15 protein-coding genes, 1 pseudogene and 1 CRISPR repeat array are annotated in these 21,787 nt (G+C 65.3%); of the genes and pseudogenes, 7 read left to right on the top strand and 9 right to left on the bottom strand.

Features of this window, described 5'->3' with window-relative positions; genetic code table 11:
- The 7 genes and pseudogenes from ABF821_RS12970 to ABF821_RS13000 form a co-directional block, all read left to right on the top strand.
- A pseudogene (locus tag ABF821_RS12970) lies at positions 1-447 on the top strand (cell division protein FtsZ); the annotation flags it as partial.
- Between the two features lie 1,081 nt (positions 448-1,528).
- Positions 1,529-2,509: a UDP-3-O-acyl-N-acetylglucosamine deacetylase gene (lpxC, locus tag ABF821_RS12975; RefSeq protein WP_415530267.1), complete on the top strand. Its 981-nt coding sequence runs from the start codon at positions 1,529-1,531 to the stop codon at positions 2,507-2,509.
- Between the two features lie 193 nt (positions 2,510-2,702).
- Entirely contained in the window at positions 2,703-3,677 is a 975-nt protein-coding gene (locus tag ABF821_RS12980) for an outer membrane protein assembly factor BamD (protein ID WP_415530268.1), read from the top strand.
- Between the two features lie 40 nt (positions 3,678-3,717).
- A complete protein-coding gene (recN, locus tag ABF821_RS12985) occupies positions 3,718-5,427 on the top strand; it encodes a DNA repair protein RecN (protein WP_415530269.1) in 1,710 nt (569 codons plus the stop codon).
- Positions 5,428-5,435: 8 nt separating this feature from the next.
- Entirely contained in the window at positions 5,436-7,589 is a 2,154-nt protein-coding gene (gene ligA, locus ABF821_RS12990) for an NAD-dependent DNA ligase LigA (RefSeq protein ID WP_415530270.1), read from the top strand.
- A 137-nt stretch (positions 7,590-7,726) separates the two neighbouring features.
- Positions 7,727-9,049, top strand: a complete 1,323-nt coding sequence (locus ABF821_RS12995) for a hypothetical protein (RefSeq protein ID WP_415530271.1) — start codon at positions 7,727-7,729, stop codon at positions 9,047-9,049.
- 78 nt (positions 9,050-9,127) lie between these two features.
- Positions 9,128-10,258, top strand: a complete 1,131-nt coding sequence (locus ABF821_RS13000; RefSeq protein ID WP_415530273.1) for a Gfo/Idh/MocA family protein — start codon at positions 9,128-9,130, stop codon at positions 10,256-10,258.
- A gap of 51 nt (positions 10,259-10,309) precedes the next feature.
- Positions 10,310-10,606: a CRISPR direct-repeat array (repeat unit 32 nt; unit sequence GTTTCGATCCACGCCCCCGCGTGAGGGGCGAC).
- Between the two features lie 182 nt (positions 10,607-10,788).
- Here ABF821_RS13000 and cas2 read toward each other — a convergent pair.
- From cas2 to ABF821_RS13045, 9 genes are all read right to left on the bottom strand, one after another.
- Positions 10,789-11,079, bottom strand: coding sequence for a CRISPR-associated endonuclease Cas2 (cas2, locus tag ABF821_RS13005; RefSeq protein WP_182973330.1), 291 nt, complete (start codon positions 11,077-11,079; stop codon positions 10,789-10,791).
- A 3-nt stretch (positions 11,080-11,082) separates the two neighbouring features.
- Positions 11,083-12,123 (bottom strand): type I-C CRISPR-associated endonuclease Cas1c, encoded by a 1,041-nt coding sequence (gene cas1c, locus ABF821_RS13010; protein ID WP_415530275.1) that lies wholly within the window; start codon positions 12,121-12,123, stop codon positions 11,083-11,085.
- Positions 12,124-12,126: 3 nt separating this feature from the next.
- The gene (cas4, locus tag ABF821_RS13015; protein ID WP_415530276.1) at positions 12,127-12,747 is read right to left on the bottom strand and encodes a CRISPR-associated protein Cas4; all 621 of its coding nucleotides are present in this window, start codon (positions 12,745-12,747) and stop codon (positions 12,127-12,129) included.
- A gap of 358 nt (positions 12,748-13,105) precedes the next feature.
- Positions 13,106-14,026, bottom strand: a complete 921-nt coding sequence (cas7c, locus tag ABF821_RS13020) for a type I-C CRISPR-associated protein Cas7/Csd2 (RefSeq protein ID WP_183007893.1) — start codon at positions 14,024-14,026, stop codon at positions 13,106-13,108.
- Positions 14,023-15,813: a type I-C CRISPR-associated protein Cas8c/Csd1 gene (cas8c, locus tag ABF821_RS13025; RefSeq protein ID WP_415530277.1), complete on the bottom strand. Its 1,791-nt coding sequence runs from the start codon at positions 15,811-15,813 to the stop codon at positions 14,023-14,025. Before cas8c ends, cas7c begins: the two co-directional genes overlap by 4 nt.
- Entirely contained in the window at positions 15,810-16,481 is a 672-nt protein-coding gene (gene cas5c / locus ABF821_RS13030) for a type I-C CRISPR-associated protein Cas5c (RefSeq protein ID WP_415530278.1), read from the bottom strand. The genes cas8c and cas5c overlap by 4 nt, the downstream gene beginning before the upstream one ends.
- Positions 16,482-16,622: 141 nt before the next feature.
- The gene (gene cas3 / locus ABF821_RS13035; protein WP_415530279.1) at positions 16,623-18,947 is read right to left on the bottom strand and encodes a CRISPR-associated helicase Cas3'; all 2,325 of its coding nucleotides are present in this window, start codon (positions 18,945-18,947) and stop codon (positions 16,623-16,625) included.
- Positions 18,948-18,967: 20 nt separating this feature from the next.
- Positions 18,968-19,849 (bottom strand): alpha/beta hydrolase family protein, encoded by an 882-nt coding sequence (locus ABF821_RS13040; RefSeq protein WP_415530280.1) that lies wholly within the window; start codon positions 19,847-19,849, stop codon positions 18,968-18,970.
- Between the two features lie 37 nt (positions 19,850-19,886).
- The gene (locus ABF821_RS13045; RefSeq protein WP_415530281.1) at positions 19,887-21,503 is read right to left on the bottom strand and encodes a GH39 family glycosyl hydrolase; all 1,617 of its coding nucleotides are present in this window, start codon (positions 21,501-21,503) and stop codon (positions 19,887-19,889) included.
- Positions 21,504-21,787: the final 284 nt, after the last annotated feature.

Genomic DNA, 21,787 nt, shown 5'->3' on the forward strand with positions numbered 1-21,787 from the left:
CCCCCACAGCCCGCCGAGGTCGCCGCCCCGGCCGCCGCCCAGCCCCCCGCCGCCGACGCCCAGGCCCATGCCCAGGCCCACGCGCAATCCCAGGCCGAAGCCGCCGCCCGTCACCCGGCGCCGAATTTCATGAACACCCCGCCGGTCGCGGCGCCCTCGCCTCATTCGACGCCGCAGCAGACACTGCATCAGGGCGCCCGCCCGTCCCCGCGCTCGTCCCTGTTCTCCGAACAGCCCCGCGCGCCCGAGCCCCAGCCGGCGGCCCCGCGCGGCAGCCTGTTCAACATCGTCACCGGCGTCCTGCGCGGCGGGCGTCCCGCCTCGGCACCCGACGCCCAGCGCGCCGAACCGGCCCTCCCGGAACAGGAACCCGCCGCCACCGTCCGCCCGGCCACGGGCGAGGAAGTCGGGCTGGATATTCCCGCCTTCCTACGCCGCCAACCCTGACCATGGCCGTAAATGCGCGCTGGTGGCGATCCGACGCGCATTTTCTGCGCTTCGCTGCTCACGGCCATCAAGGCCGCTGCGCTGCGATGCTCGAAAATACACGCCGGCCGCGGCCCTGAAGGGCCGCTCTCGCTCACCAGCCCACATTTCCGGCCATGGTCCCCTCCGGACCCACCCTCTCCGCGCGTCGCTGCCCACAGCCATCAAGGCCATTCCGCCGCGATGCCCGAAAACACACGCCGGGCACGACCCTCACGGACGCCGCCCGCTCACCAGCCCACATTTCCGGCCATGGTCCCCTCCGGACCCGACCTTTCCGCGCGTCGCTGCCCACGGCCATCAAGGCCACTCCACCGCGATGCCCGAAAATACACGCCGGCCACATCTCTGAAGGGCCGCTCTCGCTCACCAGCCCACGTTTCCCGCCATGGCCCCTCCGGACCCGACGTCTCCGCGCATCGCTGCCCACGGCCATCAAGGCCATTCCGCCGCGATGCCCGAAAACACACGCCGGGCACGACCCTCACGGACGCCGCCCGCTCACCAGCCCACATTTCCGGCCATGGTCCCCTCCGGACCCGACCTTTCCGCGCGTCGCTGCCCACGGCCATCAAGGCCACTCCACCGCGATGCCCGAAAATACACGCCGGCCACATCTCTGAAGGGCCGCTCTCGCTCACCAGCCCACGTTTCCCGCCATGGCCCCTCCGGACCCGACGTCTCCGCGCATCGCTGCCCACGGCCATCAAGGCCATTCCGCCGCGATGCCCGAAAACACACGCCGGGCACGACCCTCACGGACGCCGCCCGCTCACCAGCCCACATTTCCGGCCAGGCATCCCCCATCCAGGCCCAAACTTCCGAACCGGCCGGCAATAACTCAAATCCCCCTTCCCGGTTCCCACCACGTCAATTTTGTGACTTTATTTTTTCTTTTTGTTTCAGCTCGTTAAGCCGTAATAGTCGGCAATAAACAGTGACTCGCACTCCCGCTTTCCTACGATTACAGATCATGCTGTTCATGCTGTCGGTTCTGTAACAGCCAGGCCAGAAGCAGCGGGAATAACGGCAGGGGACTGGAATGGACGGAATGCTGATGATGTCGGAACAGGAATCGTCACCGATGGGCGAAACCGTTTCCGCACGTCCCCTCCCCACCCGCTCCGCCCGCCAGCACACGCTCCGCCAGAGCATTTCCTGCGTCGGCATCGGCCTGCATACCGGCCTGAGGATCAGGCTGGCCCTCCACCCGGCGGCCGAAAACAGCGGAATCCTCTTCCGCCGCGTCGATCTCGACGGCCGCACCATTCCCGGCCGCTTCGATCATGTCATCGACACGCGACTGTCCACCGTCATCGGCGATCCGGCGAACCCCGCCCTGCGCGTCGCCACCATCGAGCACCTGATGGCCGCGTTGTCAGCCACCGGCATCGACAATGTGCTGATCGACGTTGACGGGCCGGAACTGCCGGTGCTCGACGGTTCGGCGGCCGATTTCGTCTTCCTGCTCGATTGCGCCGGGCTGGCCGAACAGGCCGCCCCCCGCGCGGCGATCGACGTGCTGCGCCCCGTCCGCGTCACCGACGGCGACGCGTTCGCCGAGTTGCGGCCCGCGCGCGAACCCGGACTGGCGCTGGCCATGTCCATCGCCTTCCCCGCCGCCGCCATCGGCGAACAGAGCTTCACCGCCCGGCTCGACCGCCGGAGCTTCCGCGACGAGATCGCGAATTGCCGCACGTTCACCCTGCGGCAGGAAATCGAGGCCCTGCACGCGGCCGGCCTGGCGCGCGGCGGCTCGCTGGACAATGCCGTCGTCGTCGATGGCGCCGCGATCCTCAACCCCTCCGGCCTGCGCCGCCCCGACGAATTCGTACGCCACAAGATGGTCGATGCGGTCGGCGACCTCTATCTGGCCGGCGCCACCATCAACGGCGTCTTCACCGGCCACAAATCCGGCCACGCGCTGAACAACCGGCTGCTCCGGACCCTGTTCGCCGAGGCCGGCAACTGGCGGTTTCAGACGCGCACGCTCCGTCCCCAGCCCCTCCGCGCCGCGGCCTGATCCCCCCCCTGTCGGACAACGCGCGCCGGCAACGATTCGGCGCGCGTTTTCCATGCCTTCGCGCATGCGGCCATCACGGCAGCGGCTTCCCCTCAATCGACCAAATTCAGCCCGGATCGCATTGAAAACGCCGCCGTGGCCTTCACCCCGGCCCGCCGCATGATATAAGGCAGACCGAACTGGAAGAGCCGGCATGTCCCTGCGCAGCATTCGAAACCATTCCGTTGACCGTTCGGCCGGCCGTCACGCCGCCCGATACGCCTCGATCGCCGTCATCCTGTCGCTCGCGGCATGTGGCGGCGACAAGAAGACGATCAACGACCTGGAATCGCACGTCCCTCCGGTCGAGACGCTCTACAATAACGGCATCGACGCCCTGCGCGACCAGCGCTACGCCCTGTCGGCGGCGGAATTCGACGTCCTGCAACAGAACTACCCCTATTCCGCCTACGTCGCGAACGCGCAGTTGATGGGCGGCTACGCCTACTACCTGCAAGACAAGTATCCCGAGGCCGTGCAGCAGCTCGACCGCTTCCTCGAACTGCACCCCACCAGCCCCGATGCCGCCTACGCCTTCTACCTGCGCGCCCTCTGCTATTACGAGCAGGTGGCCGAGGTGCAGCGCGACCAGCAAGGCACGATCGAGGCGATGAACGCGCTGGAAGAGGTCATCACCCGCTTCCCGCAATCCCCCTACGCGCGTGACGCCCAGCTCAAGGTCGATCTCTGCCGCGACCATCTCGCCGGCAAGGAAATGCTGGTCGGCCGCTATTACGAGCAGCAGCGGTCCTATCACTCGGCGGTCAACCGCTACCAGCGCGTGGTGCAGGATTTCCAGACGACCAACCATGTGCCCGAAGCGCTGGAGCGGCTCGTCGAGGTCTATCTCGACCTGGGCCTGATCGACCAGGCACACCGCACCGCCGCCGTGCTGTCCTACAATTATCCGGGCAGCAAATGGTACCGCTACGCCTACGATACGCTGCGCAGCAAGCACCTGCTCTCCGCCGACACCCCGGCGCCGCATGCCGGCCCCGACAAGGTCTCGGCAAAGTCGGCCGATGCCGATGCCGACGGTGCCCGGCCGCTGGCCAAGGCGCCGCCGCCGCCATCCGAGGTCCGTGCCCGGCGCGGCTTCTTCTCGCGCGTATGGCACTCCGTCTTCTGACGGGCGTGGGGGCCTTCCTCGCACCATACGGGGCAACCCGATGCTGACCCATCTCTCGATCCGCGATGTCGTATTGATCGAACGGCTGGACCTGCCGTTCGCCCCCGGCCTCACCGTGCTGACGGGCGAGACCGGGGCCGGCAAGTCGATCCTGCTCGACAGCCTGGGCCTGACGCTGGGCGAACGCTCCAGCGCCGGGCTGGTGCGGGCCGGCGCCGAGCAGGCCAGCGTCACCGCCTGTTTCGAACTGGCGGCCGACCACCCGCTCCCCGCCCAACTGGCCGAACAGGGAATCGTCATCGACGACCCGCGCGAACCGCTGGTCGTCCGCCGCATCGTCACCGTGGACGGCCGGTCGCGCGCCTATATCAACGACCAGCCCGTGGGCGTGAGCCTGCTGCGCCGCGCGGCCTCCCTGCTGGTCGAAATCCAGGGCCAGCACGAACAGATGGGCCTGGCCGACCAGGGCACTCACCTCGACCTGCTCGATTCCTTCGGCGTCCCCGCCGCCCTGCGGGCCGACACCGCCACGGCCTACCGCGCGTGGATGGCCGCCACGGCCGAACTCGCCGCCGCCCGCGCCACGATGGAAAGTGCCGCGCGCGAGGAAGAATGGCTGCGCCAGTCGGTCGAAGACCTCTCCACCCTCGCCCCGCAGGAGGACGAGGAAACCCAACTGGCCGGCATGCGCCAGAGCCTGCAACAGGGCGAACGGCGCGGCGAGGCCATCGCCGCCGCCCTGTCCGAACTCTCGCCGCGCGACCGCCGCTCTTCCGGCCCCGCCGCCGCATTGCGTGGCGCCAGCCGCACCCTGCAACGCCTGCTCCCGGCCCCCGGCGACACCAGCACGCCCGACGGCGCCGACCGCCTGGCGCACGAGGCCCTGGCCGCGCTCGAACGCGCAGAGGAAGCCCTGGGCGAGGCCGAAACCCTGCTCTCCCGCCTCGCCGCCGAGGCCGATTCCGACCCCCGCCTGCTGGAACAGACCGAGGAACGCCTGTTCGCCCTGCGCGCGGCCGCCCGCAAGCACGGCGTCTCGGTGCCCGAACTGCCGGGCCTGCTCACGGCGCTGGGCGACCGGCTGGCGGCGCTGGATTCCGGCAATGTCCGCATCGGCGCGCTGGAACAACTGGTCCGCGAACGCCGCGCCCGCTTCGAGGACGCCGCCGGCCTGCTCTCGGCGGCGCGCGAGAAGACCGCCCGCCGGCTGGAATCCGCCGTCACCGCCGAACTCAAACCCCTGCGGCTGGAACGCGCCCGCTTCTTCGTCACCCTGCCCGCCCTGCCACCGGAGGCATGGAACGCGCGCGGACGCGAACAGGCCGCCTTCCAGATCGCCGCCAACCCCGGCCAGCCCCCCGGCCCGTTGGCCAAGGTCGCATCAGGCGGCGAACTGTCGCGCCTGATGCTGGCCCTGAAAGTCGTACTGGCCGGCCGCTCCGCCGTCCCCACCCTTGTCTTCGATGAAGTCGATTCCGGCGTCGGCGGTGCCACCGCGTCGGCCATTGGCGAGCGCCTGTCGCGTGTGGGGCAGGATGTCCAGGTGCTGGTCGTCACCCACAGCCCGCAGGTCGCGGCGCGCGGCAACGCCCATCTGCGCATCAGCAAATCGGTCGCCAAGGGCCGAACCGAAACAAGGGCCGAACCGTTATCGACCGAGCAGCGCCGCGAGGAAATCGCCCGCTTGCTGGCCGGCGACACCATCACCGCGGCCGCGCGGGCGGCGGCCGACAGCCTCCTGCAAGGGTAATTGCCCCCATGGCCCCCGCTCCCGGCGCCGACACCCCAGATCCCGCCACGCCCGATTCCGCCACGCCCGATTCTGCGGCACGCGACCCCAAGGACCTGACAGCAGCCCAGGCCGCCGCCGAACTGGAACGCCTGGCCCACCTGCTCCCCAGGCTCGACCGCGCCTATTACGAACACGACGCCCCGGCGGTCACCGACGCCGAATATGATGCGCTGCACCGCCGCAACCTCGCGATCGAAGAACGCTTCCCCAGACTGCGCCGCCCCGACAGCCCCTCGCTGCATGTCGGCGTCACGCCCGCCCCCACCTTCAGCCGGCACCGCCACCTGGTGCCGATGCTGTCGCTGGACAATGCGTTCGACCGCGAGGAATTCGAATCCTTCGTGACCCGCGCAGCCCGTTTCCTCGGCCTGGACGAGGACAGGACGCGCGCCCTGCGCTTCGTCGCCGAACCCAAGATCGACGGCCTGTCGATCAGCCTCACCTACGAACATGGCCGCTTCGTGCGCGGCACCACGCGCGGCGACGGCACCGAGGGCGAGGACGTCACCGCCAACCTGCGCACGCTGAAGGACCTGCCCCACACCCTCAAGGGCCCGGCCCCCGCCCTGATCGAAATCCGGGGCGAAGTGTTCCTCTCCAAACCCGCCTTCCTGGCGATCAACGAGGCCCAGGCCAACGCGGGCCAGAAACTGTTCGCCAACCCGCGCAACGCGGCAGCCGGCTCGCTGCGCCAGCTCGACCCCACCATCACCGCCCGCCGCCCGCTCTCGCTGTTCGCCTACGCCCAGGGCTTCTCGTCGGAGCGCGTGGCCGATACGCACGCCCGGTATCTCGACCGGCTCCGCGACTGGGGCTTCACGGTCAACCCGCTGTCGAAGATCGTCGAAAGCGCCACCGAGGCCGAAGCCTTCATGGACGACATCGCCCGCGAACGCTCGGGCCTGGAATACGACATCGACGGCGTGGTCTATAAAATCGACGATCTCGCCTTGCAGGATCGCCTGGGCTTCGTCGGCCGCGCCCCCCGCTGGGCCATCGCGTGGAAATTCCCCGCCGAACAGGCCATCACCCGCCTCACCCATATCGACATCCAGGTAGGCCGCACCGGCGCCCTCACCCCGGTCGCGATCCTGGAGCCGGTGAATGTCGGCGGCGTCATCGTCACCCGCGCGACGCTGCATAACGAAGACGAAATCGAGCGCAAGGATGTCCGCGCGGGCGACCTGGTGCAGATCCAGCGCGCGGGCGATGTTATCCCGCAGATCCTCGGCGTGGTCCCGCGCAAGGAAGGCGACCCGCCGCGCGGCGCCCCCTTCGCCTTCCCCCACACCTGCCCCATCTGCCACGCCCATGCCGAGCGCCCGCCCGGCGAGGTCGTGTGGCGCTGCACCGGCGGCCTCACCTGCCCGGCGCAGGTGGTGGAACGGCTGATCCATTTCGTCTCCCGCGACGCCTTCGACATCGACGGCCTGGGCGAACGCACGATCACCGAATTCCACGCGGACGGCCTTCTGAAAACCCCCGCCGACATCTTCCGTCTTCCGAACCACGAGGAAGATATCGCCCGGCGCGAAGGCTGGGGCGCGCTGTCCGCCCGCAACCTCACGGCCGCGATCCGCGCCCGCCAGACCATCCCGCTGGCCCGCTTCATCTACGCGCTGGGCATCCGCCGCATCGGTTCCAGCAACGCCCGCCTGCTGGCCCGCCATTACGGTTCTTATGCCAACTGGCGCGCGCAGATGCTGGCCGCCACCACCATCGGCTCCGACGCCCGCCTCGCGCTGGGCTCGATCACCGGCATCGGCGGCGCGATCGCCGACGAACTCGCATCGTTCTTCCTGGAATCCCACAACCTCGCCACCCTCGACGATCTCACGGCCATGCTCACGACGATCGAGGACGAGGAGCCGCAGAGCGAAGGCACCCTGTCGGGCAAGACGATCGTCTTCACCGGCACGCTGACGACCATGACCCGCCCGGAGGCCAAGGCCATCGCCGAACGCCTCGGCGCCCGCGTCACCGACAGCGTCTCGAAGAAGACCGACCTCGTCGTCCTGGGCACCGACGCCGGCTCCAAGGCCCGCAAAGCCGCCGAACTCGGCCTTGATACGCTCGACGAACCCGGCTGGCGCGAACTGGCGGGGTTGCCGCCGGCCTGAAAATCTCCGTGCGATGAAGGCATGTTCGCCGCCATCGCCGCACCATGACGAGGGTCCGGCTCAGGATGCATCTTTCGCGCGATAAGCTTTCAGGTGCGGCCGCGTTTTGCGCGCTGATGGCCCTGGCCCCCTGTGCGATGGCGACCTCCGCCAGCCAGGCTCCCGTGCAGGCGTTCGACCCCGACCTGATCCAGCACGATCCCAATGGCAAAGCCTATATTTCCATTCGCGACAGTTACGGCATCCTCACGGCCATGGAACATGGCGACCCCGCGCAACTCCATGCCATCCGTGACGGGCTCGGCAAGCGCATCCCGGCCGCATCCGCCTCGTATGTCGTCATGGCAGGATTGTGCGATGCCGCCCTCGCACGGGTGCAGGGCGACCTGACGGGCTCCGACGCTTTCCTCGACCGGGCCAGGAAGGCGGCCGGGCCATTGGGCGATCCGGCCCGCAGCATCAATCCCCTGGATCTGCTGTTCGAGACGGTGCGTGTCGGCAACCTGATGCTCGAAGGCCGCACCCAGGACTGGGCGCGGGCGCACGACCGGCTCGTGCAGGTCTATTTCGCGCCGATCCGCCAGTTCTACCGTCTGCCGGACCTCGAATTCCGCAATATCGACCCCCTCACCCTATCGGTCCCGGCCGACACGATCCCGCAACCATCGGTTTCCGGCCCCGAAAGCGAACATGTGGATTTCGAAGCGTCCCATGTCCGCATCGGCGGCCACAGCCTTCCCCTCGCACAGGGTCCGATCACACTCGGCGACATCCGGACCCAGGCCATCTTCGATACCGGGTCGTTCCTTGGGTCCATCCCCGCCGCCATGGCCCGCCAGCAGCATTTCACGGTCGTCGGCCATATCGGGCAGCAGAGTGACGGATCGACCCGCACCCGCACGGCGGAGATCATCCTCGTCCCCGCCCTGACAATCGGACGAACGACGCTCACCAACCAGATGATGACGATCAGCCAGGCCAGCACCGTCATTGTCGGCATGCAGCAATTGTCGCAACTCCGTCACGTCGTGTTCTCGGAACACGCACTGCATTTCGGGCGCGGCACACCACTCGCCTGCACCGACAGAATGACGCTGCGATCCATGCGAAACGGCATGACCATGTCGCTCCTGCTCCCGGTCTCCCATGACGGGACGGAGGGACATGCGCTGGTCGATACGGGCGACAATACGCTGGAAGTCCTGACCGTGCGGCTGCGCAGCTTTCCGGCGGCATTGACGGGGCACCTCCAGTCCGAGGAGGTCGAGACCATGCAGGGCCGCTTTGTGCAGCATATCGCCATTCGGCCGCAGACCCTCCGCATCGGGGCGGTTTCGCACCAGGCGGACGTCAAATACGAACTGGGCGACTGGTCCATGCCGCCGGCCATCACGTTCGGGGCCTTCCGATACGGCGCGTTGCAGTTCGACCGGGCGGAAGGCGTCGCCTGTTTCAGATAGCGCCTCTTCCAACGGGCTGGCACGCTGCTCCCGAACAGACCGGGCCGCCGGAACCCCAGCAAGCCTAACGGGAACATCATGACCAACATCGCTTTCGTCGGGACAGGGTACGTCGCCGACTATTACATGGCCACCCTGCAGAACTATCCCGAACTCCGCCTGAAAGGCGCATGGGACCAGGACCCGCAAAGGTTAGGCCAGTTCTGCACCTTCTATACGGTCACGCCCTACGCGGGACTGGACGCGCTGCTGGGTGACGAGACGATCGATATCGTCGTCAACCTGACAACGCCCGAAAGTCATTTCGCCGTCAACATGGCCGCGCTGGACGCCGGCAAGCATGTCTACTGCGAAAAACCCATGGCCATGTCCGTGGAAGAGGCCGAAACATTGGCCCTCCTGGCCGAACAGAAAAACCGCCTCCTTTGCGGGGCTCCCGCCAACGGCCTGAGCGACGCCTTCATGCTGGTCCGCGACCTGATGGAAAAAGGAGAGATCGGGCGTCCCAACCTGGTCTATGCGGAAATGGACGATGGCCCGGTCTTTCGCGACGACTGGCGGCGGTGGCGCAACCGGTCGGGCGCACCATGGCCCGGCCTGCATGAATTCGAGGTCGGATGCACGCTCGAACATGCGGGCTACGCGCTAAGCTGGCTGTATGGGCTTTTCGGCCCGATCACGCATGTCGCGGCATCATCCGCCCTGACTTTCCGTGACAAGGGCGTGGGCGACCACCCGCTGGGGCCGGATTTTTCCGTCGGCTGCCTGACTTTCCGCTCGGGCGTGGTCGCGCGCCTCACAAGTGGCCTGGCCGCCCCGCGGGATCGCTCCCTGACAATCCTCGGGGAACAGGGCAGCCTGATCGTGCGCGATCTGTGGGACAACCGCTCGGCCATCAACCTACAACGCAACTATCGCCGTTCCGTGCTGGACATTCTGACCGACGGGCTGGAAAGCCGGCTGGGCCGCAAACTGCCGATCCGCTTCTATCGCGGACACAGCGTCCGTTACCCCAAGGGCAAACAGGCCATGCGGGTTCCGTCCTACCCTTCCAAGATCGACTTCGCACGCGGCATCCAGGCCCAGGCGGCGGGCATCCGTTCAGGCCACCCTCCCCTGTTCTCAGGACGGGTCTCCCTGCACCTGACGGAAGTCATCCTGGCCCTCAGCAGCGGGCTGCATGATCACACCGTCAAGAACCAGCCCTGACGCTTCAGCCCGCTCCCTTTCAGGCCGGGAGCCGGGCACGCACCAGATCGCGTTTCGATCCACGCCCCCGCGTGAGGGGCGACCTCACGAACATGAACACATACTCGTGCGCTTTCGTGTTTCGATCCACGCCCCCGCGTGAGGGGCGACTATGGCATCCGATGGCCATTGAAAAAGCTGGCGCAGTTTCGATCCACGCCCCCGCGTGAGGGGCGACAAATTTGAATGTTCCGGGGCAGGTTATTGTCAAGTTTCGATCCACGCCCCCGCGTGAGGGGCGACAATGTATTCATCCGATTGGTACGGTCGGGTATGCGTTTCGATCCACGCCCCCGCGTGAGGGGCGACCCCGCGCAGCGTTACATCATGATAAAAAACATGAAAATGGGCGATCAGCGCGAATGCACGCTCTCCCAGTGCCGCCACCGGCGGAAGCATTCCCCCTTGGAAGATTAAAGCACAAAAAATCAATGTGTTAGACACATCGCGAACCAACCGTCATTTTATCAACAGCTATCGGTTCGCGGGAATCAAAATAAAAGCGGGCCATCCAGATTGAGCACGGGCTTTGCCCCGATATGCTCCACCCGGCGCTTCCCCGATGCACCCAACTGGTAAAAACGCAAACTATCCTTGCTCGGATCGATTTCCGCGACCAGGCTCGCTTTCAGCATGGCCCAACGTGCCGGATCAACTTCACACTCGAACACCGAGTTCTGCACGCGCTGTCCAAAATCCAGGCAAGCCTTCGCGATCCGACGAAGCCGGCCTCGCCCGGCCGTATCCTGCGTATTCACATCATAGGTTATCAACACCAGCATCGCTCACTTCCAGACAAAAGCGGGATAGCCATCCAGGTCGCCGCGCAGATGGCGCGCAAGCAATTGCGCTTGCACATGGACGACAAGACCGAAAGACAGGCTTTCACCCAGAAAAGGGTGGCGCAGTTCCTCCTTTTTGCGCTCCTGCCACGCCACCAGCACCGCCTTGCGCGCGTCGTCGGTCATCTGCACCGCCCCACCCTCTTCCACGATAAAATCCCGTGCCGCGATCTGGCGGCGATTGATCAGGCTAAGCGCCAGCCGATCCGCCAGAACAGGACGCATTTCCTCCATCAGGTCCAGGGCGAGGCTGGCCCGGCCCGGACGGTCGGCATGCAGCAGGCCTACCTGTGGATCGAGCCCCACGGTCTCCAGCGCAGACCGGCAATCATGCCCAAGCATCGCATACAGAAAAGACAAAAGCGCATTGACCCGATCGAGAGGCGGCCTCCGCGACCGCCCCCCGAAAACGAACTCCGGCCCATCGGCTCGAATCAGGTGGTTGAACACGGAAAAATAGAGGCGCGCGCACTCACCCTCGATTCCACGCAGCACATCGACCGTGTCGCAGACCAATGTCCGCCTGGCGGCATGGGAAAGTTGACGCTCGACAGCCTGGAGTCCCTCACGCGCACCGTCGCTCATCGTACCATTATGGTCCCGCAACGCCCGCATGATAACGGTGCGCTGATTGGCGGCTTTCGCCGCAACGATCCCCCGCACGATGGGCACAGTCCGCTCCGGAGCATCCGCGACCCGATATTGTGTCCGCCGCAGCAGGACATTGCCGCTGCGCTGTCCTTCGACCCGCGCCAGGAAGCGCCCGTTCGGCGCGAGAAACGACAGGGCGATGCCGCGTTCCGAGCACGCCGCCATAATGGCCGGCGACGCCCCCGCCCTGGTGAAACAGACAACCCCATCCAGCAGATGAAGCGGTACACGCCCACGCTCCGTGCCTTCGACCTCGATAACGATATTCTCGCGATCCTTACGCAGCCACGCCTCTTCAGTCGTGACGTAGATCGTATTGAGCAGACGGCGCATATCTCATTCCGCCTCAAGGCTGGCATCGATTTGCCGCGCCAGCCACGCCCCGACACGGGGCGCTTTCTCGACCACGCGCGGAACACATAAATCCTGAAGCGAACACTGCTTGCAGGTCGGCATATAACGTGGCGCCGGCGTTCGCCCCTCCGCCAGAAGCATCCGGACTGCAAGCGCGGCATCTTCCGTCACCCGCCGCAATTCCGGCGTGAACGCAACAGCCAGTCGCCGCCGGGTCTCACCATAGAACAGGGCTCCCGCCGGCACCGGCACGCCGAACATCTCTTCAAGACAGAGCGCCTGCGCGCAAAGCTGCACCTCGTCGGCGCGATGCGCCTTCGGACGACCACGCTTGTACTCGACCGGATAAGGCACGGATTCCACACCCGCGCGATGAAACTCCACCGCGTCTGCCTTGCCCGCCACGCCCAGCGCCAGCGAACGGATCACCATCCCCCGCACTGTCCGCACTCCGGCCCGCCGATCCGGCCGCCCGGAATCCACCCGCTCATGCATCAGCCGCCCCTCAGCCGTCGCACCATCTTCAGCCCAGACCCGCTCCACATGGATCAGCGCACATTGCCGAGGACAGAAAAGATAATGCTGCAACGCCGACAAAGGCACGAGCGCATCCTCAGCAGCGGGGTCGGGCGCTGAACCATATAGTTCCCTTAAACGCAACACATCATCACTCGTTCCTCATGGCAGCAAGTTGATGTTTGACCTACCCCGCCGAAGCGTGCTTCTTAGGCTCTGTCGTCTCTCACCAGCGCACACAGCGCAAAATTGGGTAAGCCAATGCGACATCAACGGCGGATACGAGTTAAAATCTTTGGAGTGTGCTGCCTGGAAATCGAATGGCTACCTCCATAGTGACACAACAATGTCGCCATTCTTGGATGGCGTGGATCGAAACCTCATTGCAGCCAGGTAATTAATTTATAACGTGCGGGTCTCGCACCAACCGAGACCCGCCTTTTTCCTATCGTTCGATAATCTCCACGCCCGCAGGCAGGTTTTCGCGATCGATCGACACCTGATAATCCGCCCATTGCCGCGCCGCCGGCCAATTGTCGGTCGCCGGGCTGCCGACCGGCTGCACCGAACCCTGATGCACCCGCTGCACGCTCACCCGGTCGAACAGGCTTTGCGCCCGAGCATTCCCCAACGCGCTGGCATGGCGGAACAGGATCAGCGTGCGCGTCGCCATCTCGCCCCGCGCGGCGGACCGGTCATGGTCGAACATCTGCTCCAGCGCCCGCCACAGCAATGCCAGATCGTCTTCCGAAAAGCCGGTACCCTTCACAGGGTGCGATGCCAGCGGCGCCGAAACGAAGCCATGCACCCGATACAACCCGTAGGGCACGATATGCTTGCGCCCCATGGTGCGCCCGCCTTTCTCCTCGGCATCCTTCTCGGTCGTCGCCGCCATACGGGTAATGGAAATCTCCAGCGGCAGGATCGGTTCCACCGAACGGGCGAACGAGAACTGCACCGGCCCCCGGACCTGCCCGGCATTCACACCGGTCGTCATCACGGCCCCGAACGTCCGGATGTCCCAGAAATTCGCGCACATCCACGCGGTCAGTGCCCGCGCCTTGGCCTCGTCCTTCGGCAGCTTCTTCATCTCGTCGGCCTTGGTGACGTCGGGCATGATCGCCTTCCAGGCTTCGGCATGCTCTTTGTTCAGCGTCGCGCCCTCGGACATATAAATTTTATGATCCGAAGCCAGGGCAACGAAATTGCGCACCTTGCGCTTCAACGCCACGTCCGACACCAGCCCCTGATTGGTTTCGGGGTCGAGACGCGGCATGTTGCCCGCGTCAGGGTCGCCGTTGGGGTTGCCATCGGTCACGTCGAAGAACAGGACGAATTCATGACGGTTGGTAACAGGCGTGCTCATTGATCGCTTCCCTCGTCGTCCTCAATCGTAGCGGCCACGTCGGGCCGGCCTTTGAACTGCTCTTTGCGCTGGTGGTAATACCCCACGACAAAACGCCCCTGTTCGATCAGCGGCAGCGATCGCGGCAAGTCCGGCGGCAACCGGTCCAGAATGTCGGCTATGTCGCGCTCCACCCAACCGCCTTTGCCGTCCTTGCGCAAACGGGCCAGATGGTTCTGCACCCCGCGCAGCAGCAGCGGAAAGACGGTCGCCGGCGTGGCCGAGGCCGCACCGAAATAGCGATCCCTGATCGTGGCGTTGACCTTGCCCAGGGCCATGCGCTGCGCGGCTTCCAGCACCGCGAACAGCCGCCCCAATTGATAGGCCCTGTTAGGCTCGTCCGGTGCCAGGCTCACGGGCACATCCTCCTTTTTGCGGTCTTTGCGATGGTCGCGTCTCAACACGGCGCGAATGACGGCGACATGCCAGCCGGAAAGCGGGTCGTCCCCGGCACGCAGGCGGATCATCACCGCCGCCAGCAGGCTTTGCGGATAGCGCCCACCCGTCAGTACCGCCCGCATGACCTCACCCGCCAACTGGGGCGGAATATTCTTCGCGTCCTGAAGCAGGGCCGTGGTCCTGACCAGCAGGCGAAACACCGAGGGCGCGCCACCCCAATGGAAGGGCCGTGGTTCGATATGCAAATCCTGATAATGCGCGGCCAGATTCCCGGCGAATTCACTGAACGCTCCCGTCAGCCAGAAGCGCACCGACAGCCGCGCCGCATTGGGCGACAACCCCAGCACGAAAAAGCGCGTGCCCGGCAGAATGTCGGGGCGCAGGTCCGCAAGCGGCCGCCCCTGCGCGATAGCATCCATATCGCGCCCGATCTTCACCTCTTCTTTAGCGTCGGTCGGCGGGTCGTTCACCCCGGCAAACCAGCTTTCCGCCGCGTCGGCCGCCTCGGAATGGCTTCCCTCCGCATCGCTGGCATCGGCCCAGAACACCACCGTCGCATCCCCGATCGGCCGGCGAACCCGATTAGGCCCGTCGCGGGCCAGCAGATGGTTCAGCGCCGCCCCATACCGAAAGGCCGCCACCTCACTGGTCGGCGCATTCGCCCCCTGCTCCTTGCCCAGCGAAGTAAAGGCATCGAGATTGAACGAAACCAGCGCCGCACCTGCCGTCTGGGCACCTTCCACGCCCTTGATGCTCGGATGCAGGCGCGCAATCGGCGCCTGCTCGCCGGTAATCAGGCAGAAAGCCGTCTCACCCCCACCATCTGCTTCGCCCTTCTCGACCAGCGCACGCGCCGCGGGCCGCTGATGAATAAAGAGCCGTTCGCCCGCCAACCGGAACATGACGTTCGCATCCAGCATTTCGGGCCTGAATCGCGTCTCGTCATCAAAATGCTCGGGTCGCCAGCGTTCCAGAAACCGCAATAGCGCCAGCAGCCCTTCGTCCGTCTGCCCCGTCAGGCGCAGTTGGTGGAATGCGACGAATCTGGCATGCTCTTCGGCCGTGCGTTTTCCCGCCCCCGCCGTCCGCCCCAGAACATAGGCCGTCTTGTCCCACAGGAAATTCGGCGCGATTCCCACGGTCCGCTTGACGGCCGCCGGCACCTGATAAAGCACGGTCTTCGGCTTCCTGCCGCGCGTATCGTGCAGATCGATGACATCGACCAGTCCACCGTCGGCACCGATCTCAATGCACCAGCCAAATTTTTCCGAACTCCATCCCGGCGATGCAACCGCGCCGCGCTCGGCCAGACGATGATAATACCCTTCCAGCGCCTGAAGGATCGTCATCGCGCCGCCCCGCGCGCCAGGCAGGCATTCACGTCGATCACGCCATCTTCCATCACCGCACGATAGAAGCGCGATGCCCTGTCATGGGCAAAATCGATATCGTGCAGCATCCATCCGAAATCGACCGTGCGCTTGTCCGCCGCCAGTTCGCATGCCGGAAACGCTCCATCATCCGTCACCAGCGCGAATTCCGCATCGAACTCCCGCGTGCCAAGGCAAGGACGATGGAAACACTGCCCCTGCGCGGCCCGGCGGTTGAACATCGAAGCATGTTTGGCCGCACTGTCCTCCGGCCCCGCTTTCGCGGTCAGGGTAAAATGCGCCTCGATCACATAGCCCACATCCACCAGCGCCAGCGTGGCACGCTGCTGGCGGTTTTCGTCCACGACGATGCCCACCCCCTGGGTCGTGCCACGCTTCATGGCGCTGGCCGCATTCGCGGCACTGGCTTTTGCTCCGACTTCGTTGCGGCGTATCGACTGAAAACGGATCGGCTTCAGCACATGAATCCGGTCGATATGCCAGCATATCGCCGGCTTCCAATGAATGGCTTCCAGGATACCGCGTGCCGCCGAAGGGGTTATCACATCATAACTGACACGTTCGACCTTGAGTTCCGGCCGTGTAAAACAGGCCCTCTCCCCCCAGACATGCAATCGGATGCTCATACTGCTCCTCAACCTGAACGGGTCCGACGCCACGCGCATCCAGCATGGTATCCGTTCGATACAATGATGAGCATTTATTATGTCCAGGCGCAACCATGCCGGAGAACATTTACAATCAACACACCGACCACGTCTTCGTTACTAGAAAATATTATCCTCCCCAGCCCGCCACACGGGGTCGTCCAGGCGCAATCCCGACTGTTCGTCATAAAGTGAGCGATTTTCCAGAACGGCGAACCGATCGCCATAAACATCTGGACGGATGCACTGCACCGCCCCTACCCCGATCATGGCAAGACGCACGCGGGAAGGGACCGGCACGACATAACGCTGCAACCGGCGTACCACTGCCCGCGGAGGAAACGGTGCCCCGCGCAGAACCGCTATGGCCTCAGCGGCCTCGTCATCGAACGGCACGATCACCGGGTCCATGGCCTGATCGATCATGCGAAAGGCACGCGCGATATCGGCAAAAGGCCACGCCAGCCCCCTCAGGGTATCGGCCAACGCCTTCAATATGGGGTAATCGCGTCCTTCCAGGGTGGCCGCGTCCAGCGCCGCCTCTCCCTTCCGCCAATAGAGTTCGCGATAATATTCCCGCACCGCATCCAACCCCAGCGGGTCGGCCCTCTCCTGCCGCAACACCGTGCGGGCCGGGCCATAAAATGCATTGATGGCATCGGGAATCGGATGCTCCGCAGACTCGAACAACACCACCCGGCCGAATGCCTCTCCCAACGGCCCCAACTCGCCACTTCTGTTGCAGCGCCCCGCCGCCTGCGCCAGACTTGGCAACCCGGCCGCCGCACGCCACACCTCGGGAAAGCTGATATCGACTCCGGCCTCGATCAGGCTGGTCGCAACCAGCCGCACGCCCCTTCCGTGCGCCAGATCCCCACGTATCTTTTCCAGAACGTCCTGGCGATGACGGGCGCACATCAATGTCGTCAGATGCACCGCGCCGTCCTGTCCTTCCTCGCGCAGGCGCGAGAACAACAGCCGCGCATGGTTACGACTATTGACGATGCACAGCATCTGTTCGCGTTTCGCAAAATGCGTGACAAGCTCGGCATCCGTGACGGCATCGCGTCGCCACTCCACCGTCACCCGCCGCAAGCGTTCGTATAATCGCGCGGGGTCGGGCGCCAGTTCGCGGTCTTCCGGAATCACCAGCCCGTCCGGCGTCTTGTCCACCCCCTTGAACATCGCCGCATCGTCCCGCCGCAAGGCAGGCTGCGTCGCCGTGCAGAGAATCACGCTGGCACCGTAATTTTTCGCCAGTTCCTCGATCGCCGCAAGGCAGGGGCGTAGAAGATGCACCGGAATCGACTGCGCCTCGTCAAGGACGATAACGCTTTTCGCAAGGTTATGCAGCTTGCGTGCCCTGCCGGTCCGCGCGGCGAACAGACTTTCAAAAAACTGGACCGCCGTAGTGACGACCACGGGAGCATCCCAGTTCTCGGCCGAGCGGCGCAACTTTTCCAGCCCGCTCGCCCCTTCATGCTCGCTGTCATCGCTCGCCGGCCGCCGCTGGTCCCAGTCGAAACTGGCATGATGTTCCAGCACGGCATCGCCCAACCCCACATCATCCCGAAACACCGAAGCCGTCTGTTCGATAATCGAGGTAAAAGGAATGACATAGACGATCCGCCGCAGGTCATGGACGGCGGCATGTTCCATGGCAAAGCTGAGCGAGGTCAGCGTCTTGCCCCCACCGGTCGGCACCGTCAGCGTAAACAGGCCCGGCTCCAGCCCCGCCCTGGCATTCGCATGGTCGAGAATGCGCGAACGCAGGCGGTTGACATCCGTATCGTCACGGCGATGCCGCGCCAGGAACGCACGCGTTGTTTGAACATGATCCGGCGAGAGCCGACCACCGCGCTCAGGCGGATCGCCCCCTTCCGCTGCGCTGTAGAACGCCTCCGTTTCCAGAAAATCGGCATCGACCAGGCACGAAAACAGCATTCGCGCCAGAAAAGGCAACGAAAATGCCGCATCGATATCGTTGCGGCGGGGCGGCCTCATGCTTTGCTGGAGGTCTTTCGGCAACGCCCCGGTACAGGTCTGCCATCCGTCATGCTGCTCCACGGTCTTGCCCAGGCGGGATGTCAGGCTACCGCCCTCATGGCCGTCGCCATTCATCAATCCGCCATGATGCCCGGCAATGCCGAAGCTCAATAATCGGCCGACCAGCCGCCCATAAATCTCCACCGCCCTTTGCGCGCCGGCCGTGCTGTGATCCGGCCCCTTCGTTCCCTTTCCATCAACCGGACGACGAATATATTCCTGATAAGAGACCGAGCATTTTCCGATATCGTGCAGCAACCCCATCGCCAGGGCGAGTTGCGCCGCCCCGAAAGAGGCCGCATGGATCGCGGCCCGTGCGCCCACATTCTTCAGATGACACGCCAATCGTTCCCAATCGTCTTCGCCCCGGTCATCGAGCGAATGCGCGTAAATCACCACAACCGCCTCCCGGCATCAGATCACCTCCCGAACTGCGCCAGCCACGTCACCAACCTGCCGGCCAGAACAATCCGCGCATCGGAAAAAACATGGTCGGTCTCGAACGTCTCGGCATCCAGGTGCCGGGCACCGGCCTCCCGTGCCCGCCGCGCGGCCGCCTCGGCCATCGTCCCGAACCCCCGTGTCGTCCCGATCAACGCCAGCGGCCGCCCCGCCAGCGCCGGCATGGCGGCAACCAGGTCCAGCGACCGGCCGGCATGCGCCGTCTCGGTCATGATCGCCTCCTCGCTGGTCCCGGCCAGCGGCGGCATGTCGCCGCGCACCTCGTCCAGCAGAAACGCCGCCCGCTTCTTCGGATCGACAAACCCGCGCCCGATGGCGGCAAAATCGGCCGGATCGATCAGAAAGACCCCGATCACACCGGCATCATCCGCACCAACCCGTGCGGCCACCATGCCGCCCATGCTATGTCCGGCCACCGCGATACGGGACGGATCGATCCCGAACCGGGCCACCACGTCCGGCCGACGCAGATAAGCCAGCGCAGTCGCCCCATCCTGCAAGCAATTGGCGAACGAAAAACGGCCCGGGCTTCCCCACGAACCACGATAATGGAATGTCAGCACATTCCACCCCGCCCGCCGCGCCGCCTGCGCCAGATCGAGATTCTGCTCGTTCCCCGGAAAACCATGAAGCAGCAGAAGCGTCGGATGCGGCCCAACCCCGGCCGCGCGATACATCACGGCATTCAGCGCGCCATCCTGCGCGGGGATCACGAATGCCGCCATCGCCGCCGGATGCAGCCTGTCGGCAGGCGGATCGGCAATCACCGCCACCGGAGGCGGTGCCCCCAATGCGGCCACGGGAACGCTCAGGAAAAGCGGAAAAAGAAAAGAACGCATCAATACCATCCTGTCTCACGGCACCCGCACCATGTCATCAGGGCGAACCCGGCACCACCAACAAAGCCAGACTTTCAGGCGGCAGCCTGATGTCACACCGGTTCGCCCGCGCACAAACCGCCGGCTGCGGCGCAGGCAATCGGGCGGCGGCAATCAAAGCCTCGGCCTGCTGGCGCGTGGGCGAAACCGGCCGCCCCATGGCTGCGAACAACGCGGCAGGCGTGCCGTGGCTGCGATCGATCACGACCACCGTCGCCCCTTTGACCGACCCCACGCCCTTGAAGGCCAGATGCCGCTCCCGCCCCCGCTCCCGATCGCCGTTCCACAGCGCGATAGCAATCGCCCCGTCCTCCCGGCGCGTCGCAAGAATATCGTCACTCCCCGACCCGGCCGGCAAACGCCGCGCTCCCAGACGATGCAGCAGCGCAAAGGCATTGAACGCCGGCTTGGCAATGCCATGGGTCGTCAACAGGCCATATGCACCCGGCAACTCGTTGGCGATCACCCCCTGTTCCTCGAAATCGTCCGAGAACGTCCAGTAGGACATGATCGGCGCCAGCCCGTCGCAATCATGCACCGTCTGCGCAATCCACGGCGCGATCCATGGACGGTCCGCACTGCCATTATGAATATCCCAATCCGCCCCGAATTCGGTGATATACAGCGGCAGGTCCCGACGCCCCGACCGGTCGATCACCTGCCGCGCCGTCCGCGTCGCATCGCAGACAATATTCCCCGTATTGTCGGGCGATTTCGGCAACCGGAGCAGATCGGGCGGATCGTTGGCATAGATATGCGTCGAGACGAAATCGACCGGCACATGCTCGCGCATCACATGCTCGACGAAATCCCCGACCCAGTGAATGGCCCCCGTCGCAGGCCCACCGACCCGCAACGCCGGATCGACCGCCTTGATGGTCCGGGCGGTATTGTCATAAAGCGCGAAATAGCTCGCCATCCGGGGCTGCCCCACCCAGGTTGCCTGATCGGGCTCGTTCCAGACCTCGAAAGGCCATTGCCGAACTTCCTCGGCCCCGTAACGCTGTTCCAGATGCTCCACGAAGGCGCGGATCAGCGCGTTCCAGTCCGCCATATGCACCGGAGGCGTCACATTGGCCCGATACCACAGCGTCCCGCCGCTATAGTCCGTAATGGGTTTCGCCGGATCGCCCGCCTTCCCCGTCACCAGCGGCTCCAGCCCCCCGTCGCGACGCAGCACGTCGCTGCCGATGGCGCTGGGCATGAACGAAAGCTCGACCAGCGGCCGGATATGATGCGCCAGCAGGCCGTCATACACGGCATCGACCTTGCGGAAATTGTAATGCATATGGCCCGCGCCATCCGGTGCCATGATGGCCATCGTGTCGTCGAAGATGCCGTGGAACCGCACATACCGAAAGCCGGTCGCCTCCCGCGTCCGGTCCGCATTCCGCAGATAGCTCTCCGTCAGCGCCATGTCGGCACGATCCGAACCGAACGCCTGCTCCCAGCTATGGCGGAACGGCGTTCCGCCCGCGGACGCATCGACCTCTATCGAAGACACGGCATCGGGCGCCCCGGCCCAGGCGGCCCCCGCCACACCGCAGGCCATCAGGCCGATCACCGCCGAACAGACCCGAACAATCCGAACCGCCACCACCCGCGTCATCAACATCGACACTCCAAGTTGAGGAAGCGCGACAGCATCGCAGTGAACGCCGACTTGTCAAATTCGTGATCTTAACCCCGCAAATACCCCGCAATATTCATCCGGCTGGCCGAAAGGGGCGCGGATGCGCTAGATTACCCACCTCATGACCCATCCCGCCCAGGGCCACACGGCCCCCATCCGCCGTCCCCCACCCCTCCCCGCCCCCTGCCCCGCGCACGCCGCCCAGGCCGCGGCCCGGCCAAGCTGCTGCTGGCCGGCCTGGGCGCGGGCGTCCTCCTGATCGGGTT

The organism is Gluconacetobacter sp. (assembly GCF_047721585.1).
Taxonomy (GTDB): Bacteria; Pseudomonadota; Alphaproteobacteria; order Acetobacterales; family Acetobacteraceae; genus Gluconacetobacter; species Gluconacetobacter dulcium.

What these genes read in the sequence shown, in the direction of transcription:
- ABF821_RS12995 (WP_415530271.1), top strand. Translation starts at nt 7,727, where the DNA reads ATGGCGACCTCCGCCAGCCAGGCTCCCGTGCAGGCGTTCGACCCCGAC.
- ABF821_RS12980 (WP_415530268.1), top strand. Translation starts at nt 2,703, where the DNA reads ATGTCCCTGCGCAGCATTCGAAACCATTCCGTTGACCGTTCGGCCGGC.
- cas5c (WP_415530278.1), bottom strand. Translation starts at nt 16,481, where the DNA reads ATGAGCATCCGATTGCATGTCTGGGGGGAGAGGGCCTGTTTTACACGG.
- ABF821_RS13040 (WP_415530280.1), bottom strand. Translation starts at nt 19,849, where the DNA reads ATGCGTTCTTTTCTTTTTCCGCTTTTCCTGAGCGTTCCCGTGGCCGCA.
- ABF821_RS13000 (WP_415530273.1), top strand. Translation starts at nt 9,128, where the DNA reads ATGACCAACATCGCTTTCGTCGGGACAGGGTACGTCGCCGACTATTAC.
- lpxC (WP_415530267.1), top strand. Translation starts at nt 1,529, where the DNA reads ATGGACGGAATGCTGATGATGTCGGAACAGGAATCGTCACCGATGGGC.
- ABF821_RS13045 (WP_415530281.1), bottom strand. Translation starts at nt 21,503, where the DNA reads ATGTTGATGACGCGGGTGGTGGCGGTTCGGATTGTTCGGGTCTGTTCG.
- cas2 (WP_182973330.1), bottom strand. Translation starts at nt 11,079, where the DNA reads ATGCTGGTGTTGATAACCTATGATGTGAATACGCAGGATACGGCCGGG.
- ligA (WP_415530270.1), top strand. Translation starts at nt 5,436, where the DNA reads ATGGCCCCCGCTCCCGGCGCCGACACCCCAGATCCCGCCACGCCCGAT.
- recN (WP_415530269.1), top strand. Translation starts at nt 3,718, where the DNA reads ATGCTGACCCATCTCTCGATCCGCGATGTCGTATTGATCGAACGGCTG.
- cas7c (WP_183007893.1), bottom strand. Translation starts at nt 14,026, where the DNA reads ATGAGCACGCCTGTTACCAACCGTCATGAATTCGTCCTGTTCTTCGAC.
- cas8c (WP_415530277.1), bottom strand. Translation starts at nt 15,813, where the DNA reads ATGACGATCCTTCAGGCGCTGGAAGGGTATTATCATCGTCTGGCCGAG.
- cas1c (WP_415530275.1), bottom strand. Translation starts at nt 12,123, where the DNA reads ATGCGCCGTCTGCTCAATACGATCTACGTCACGACTGAAGAGGCGTGG.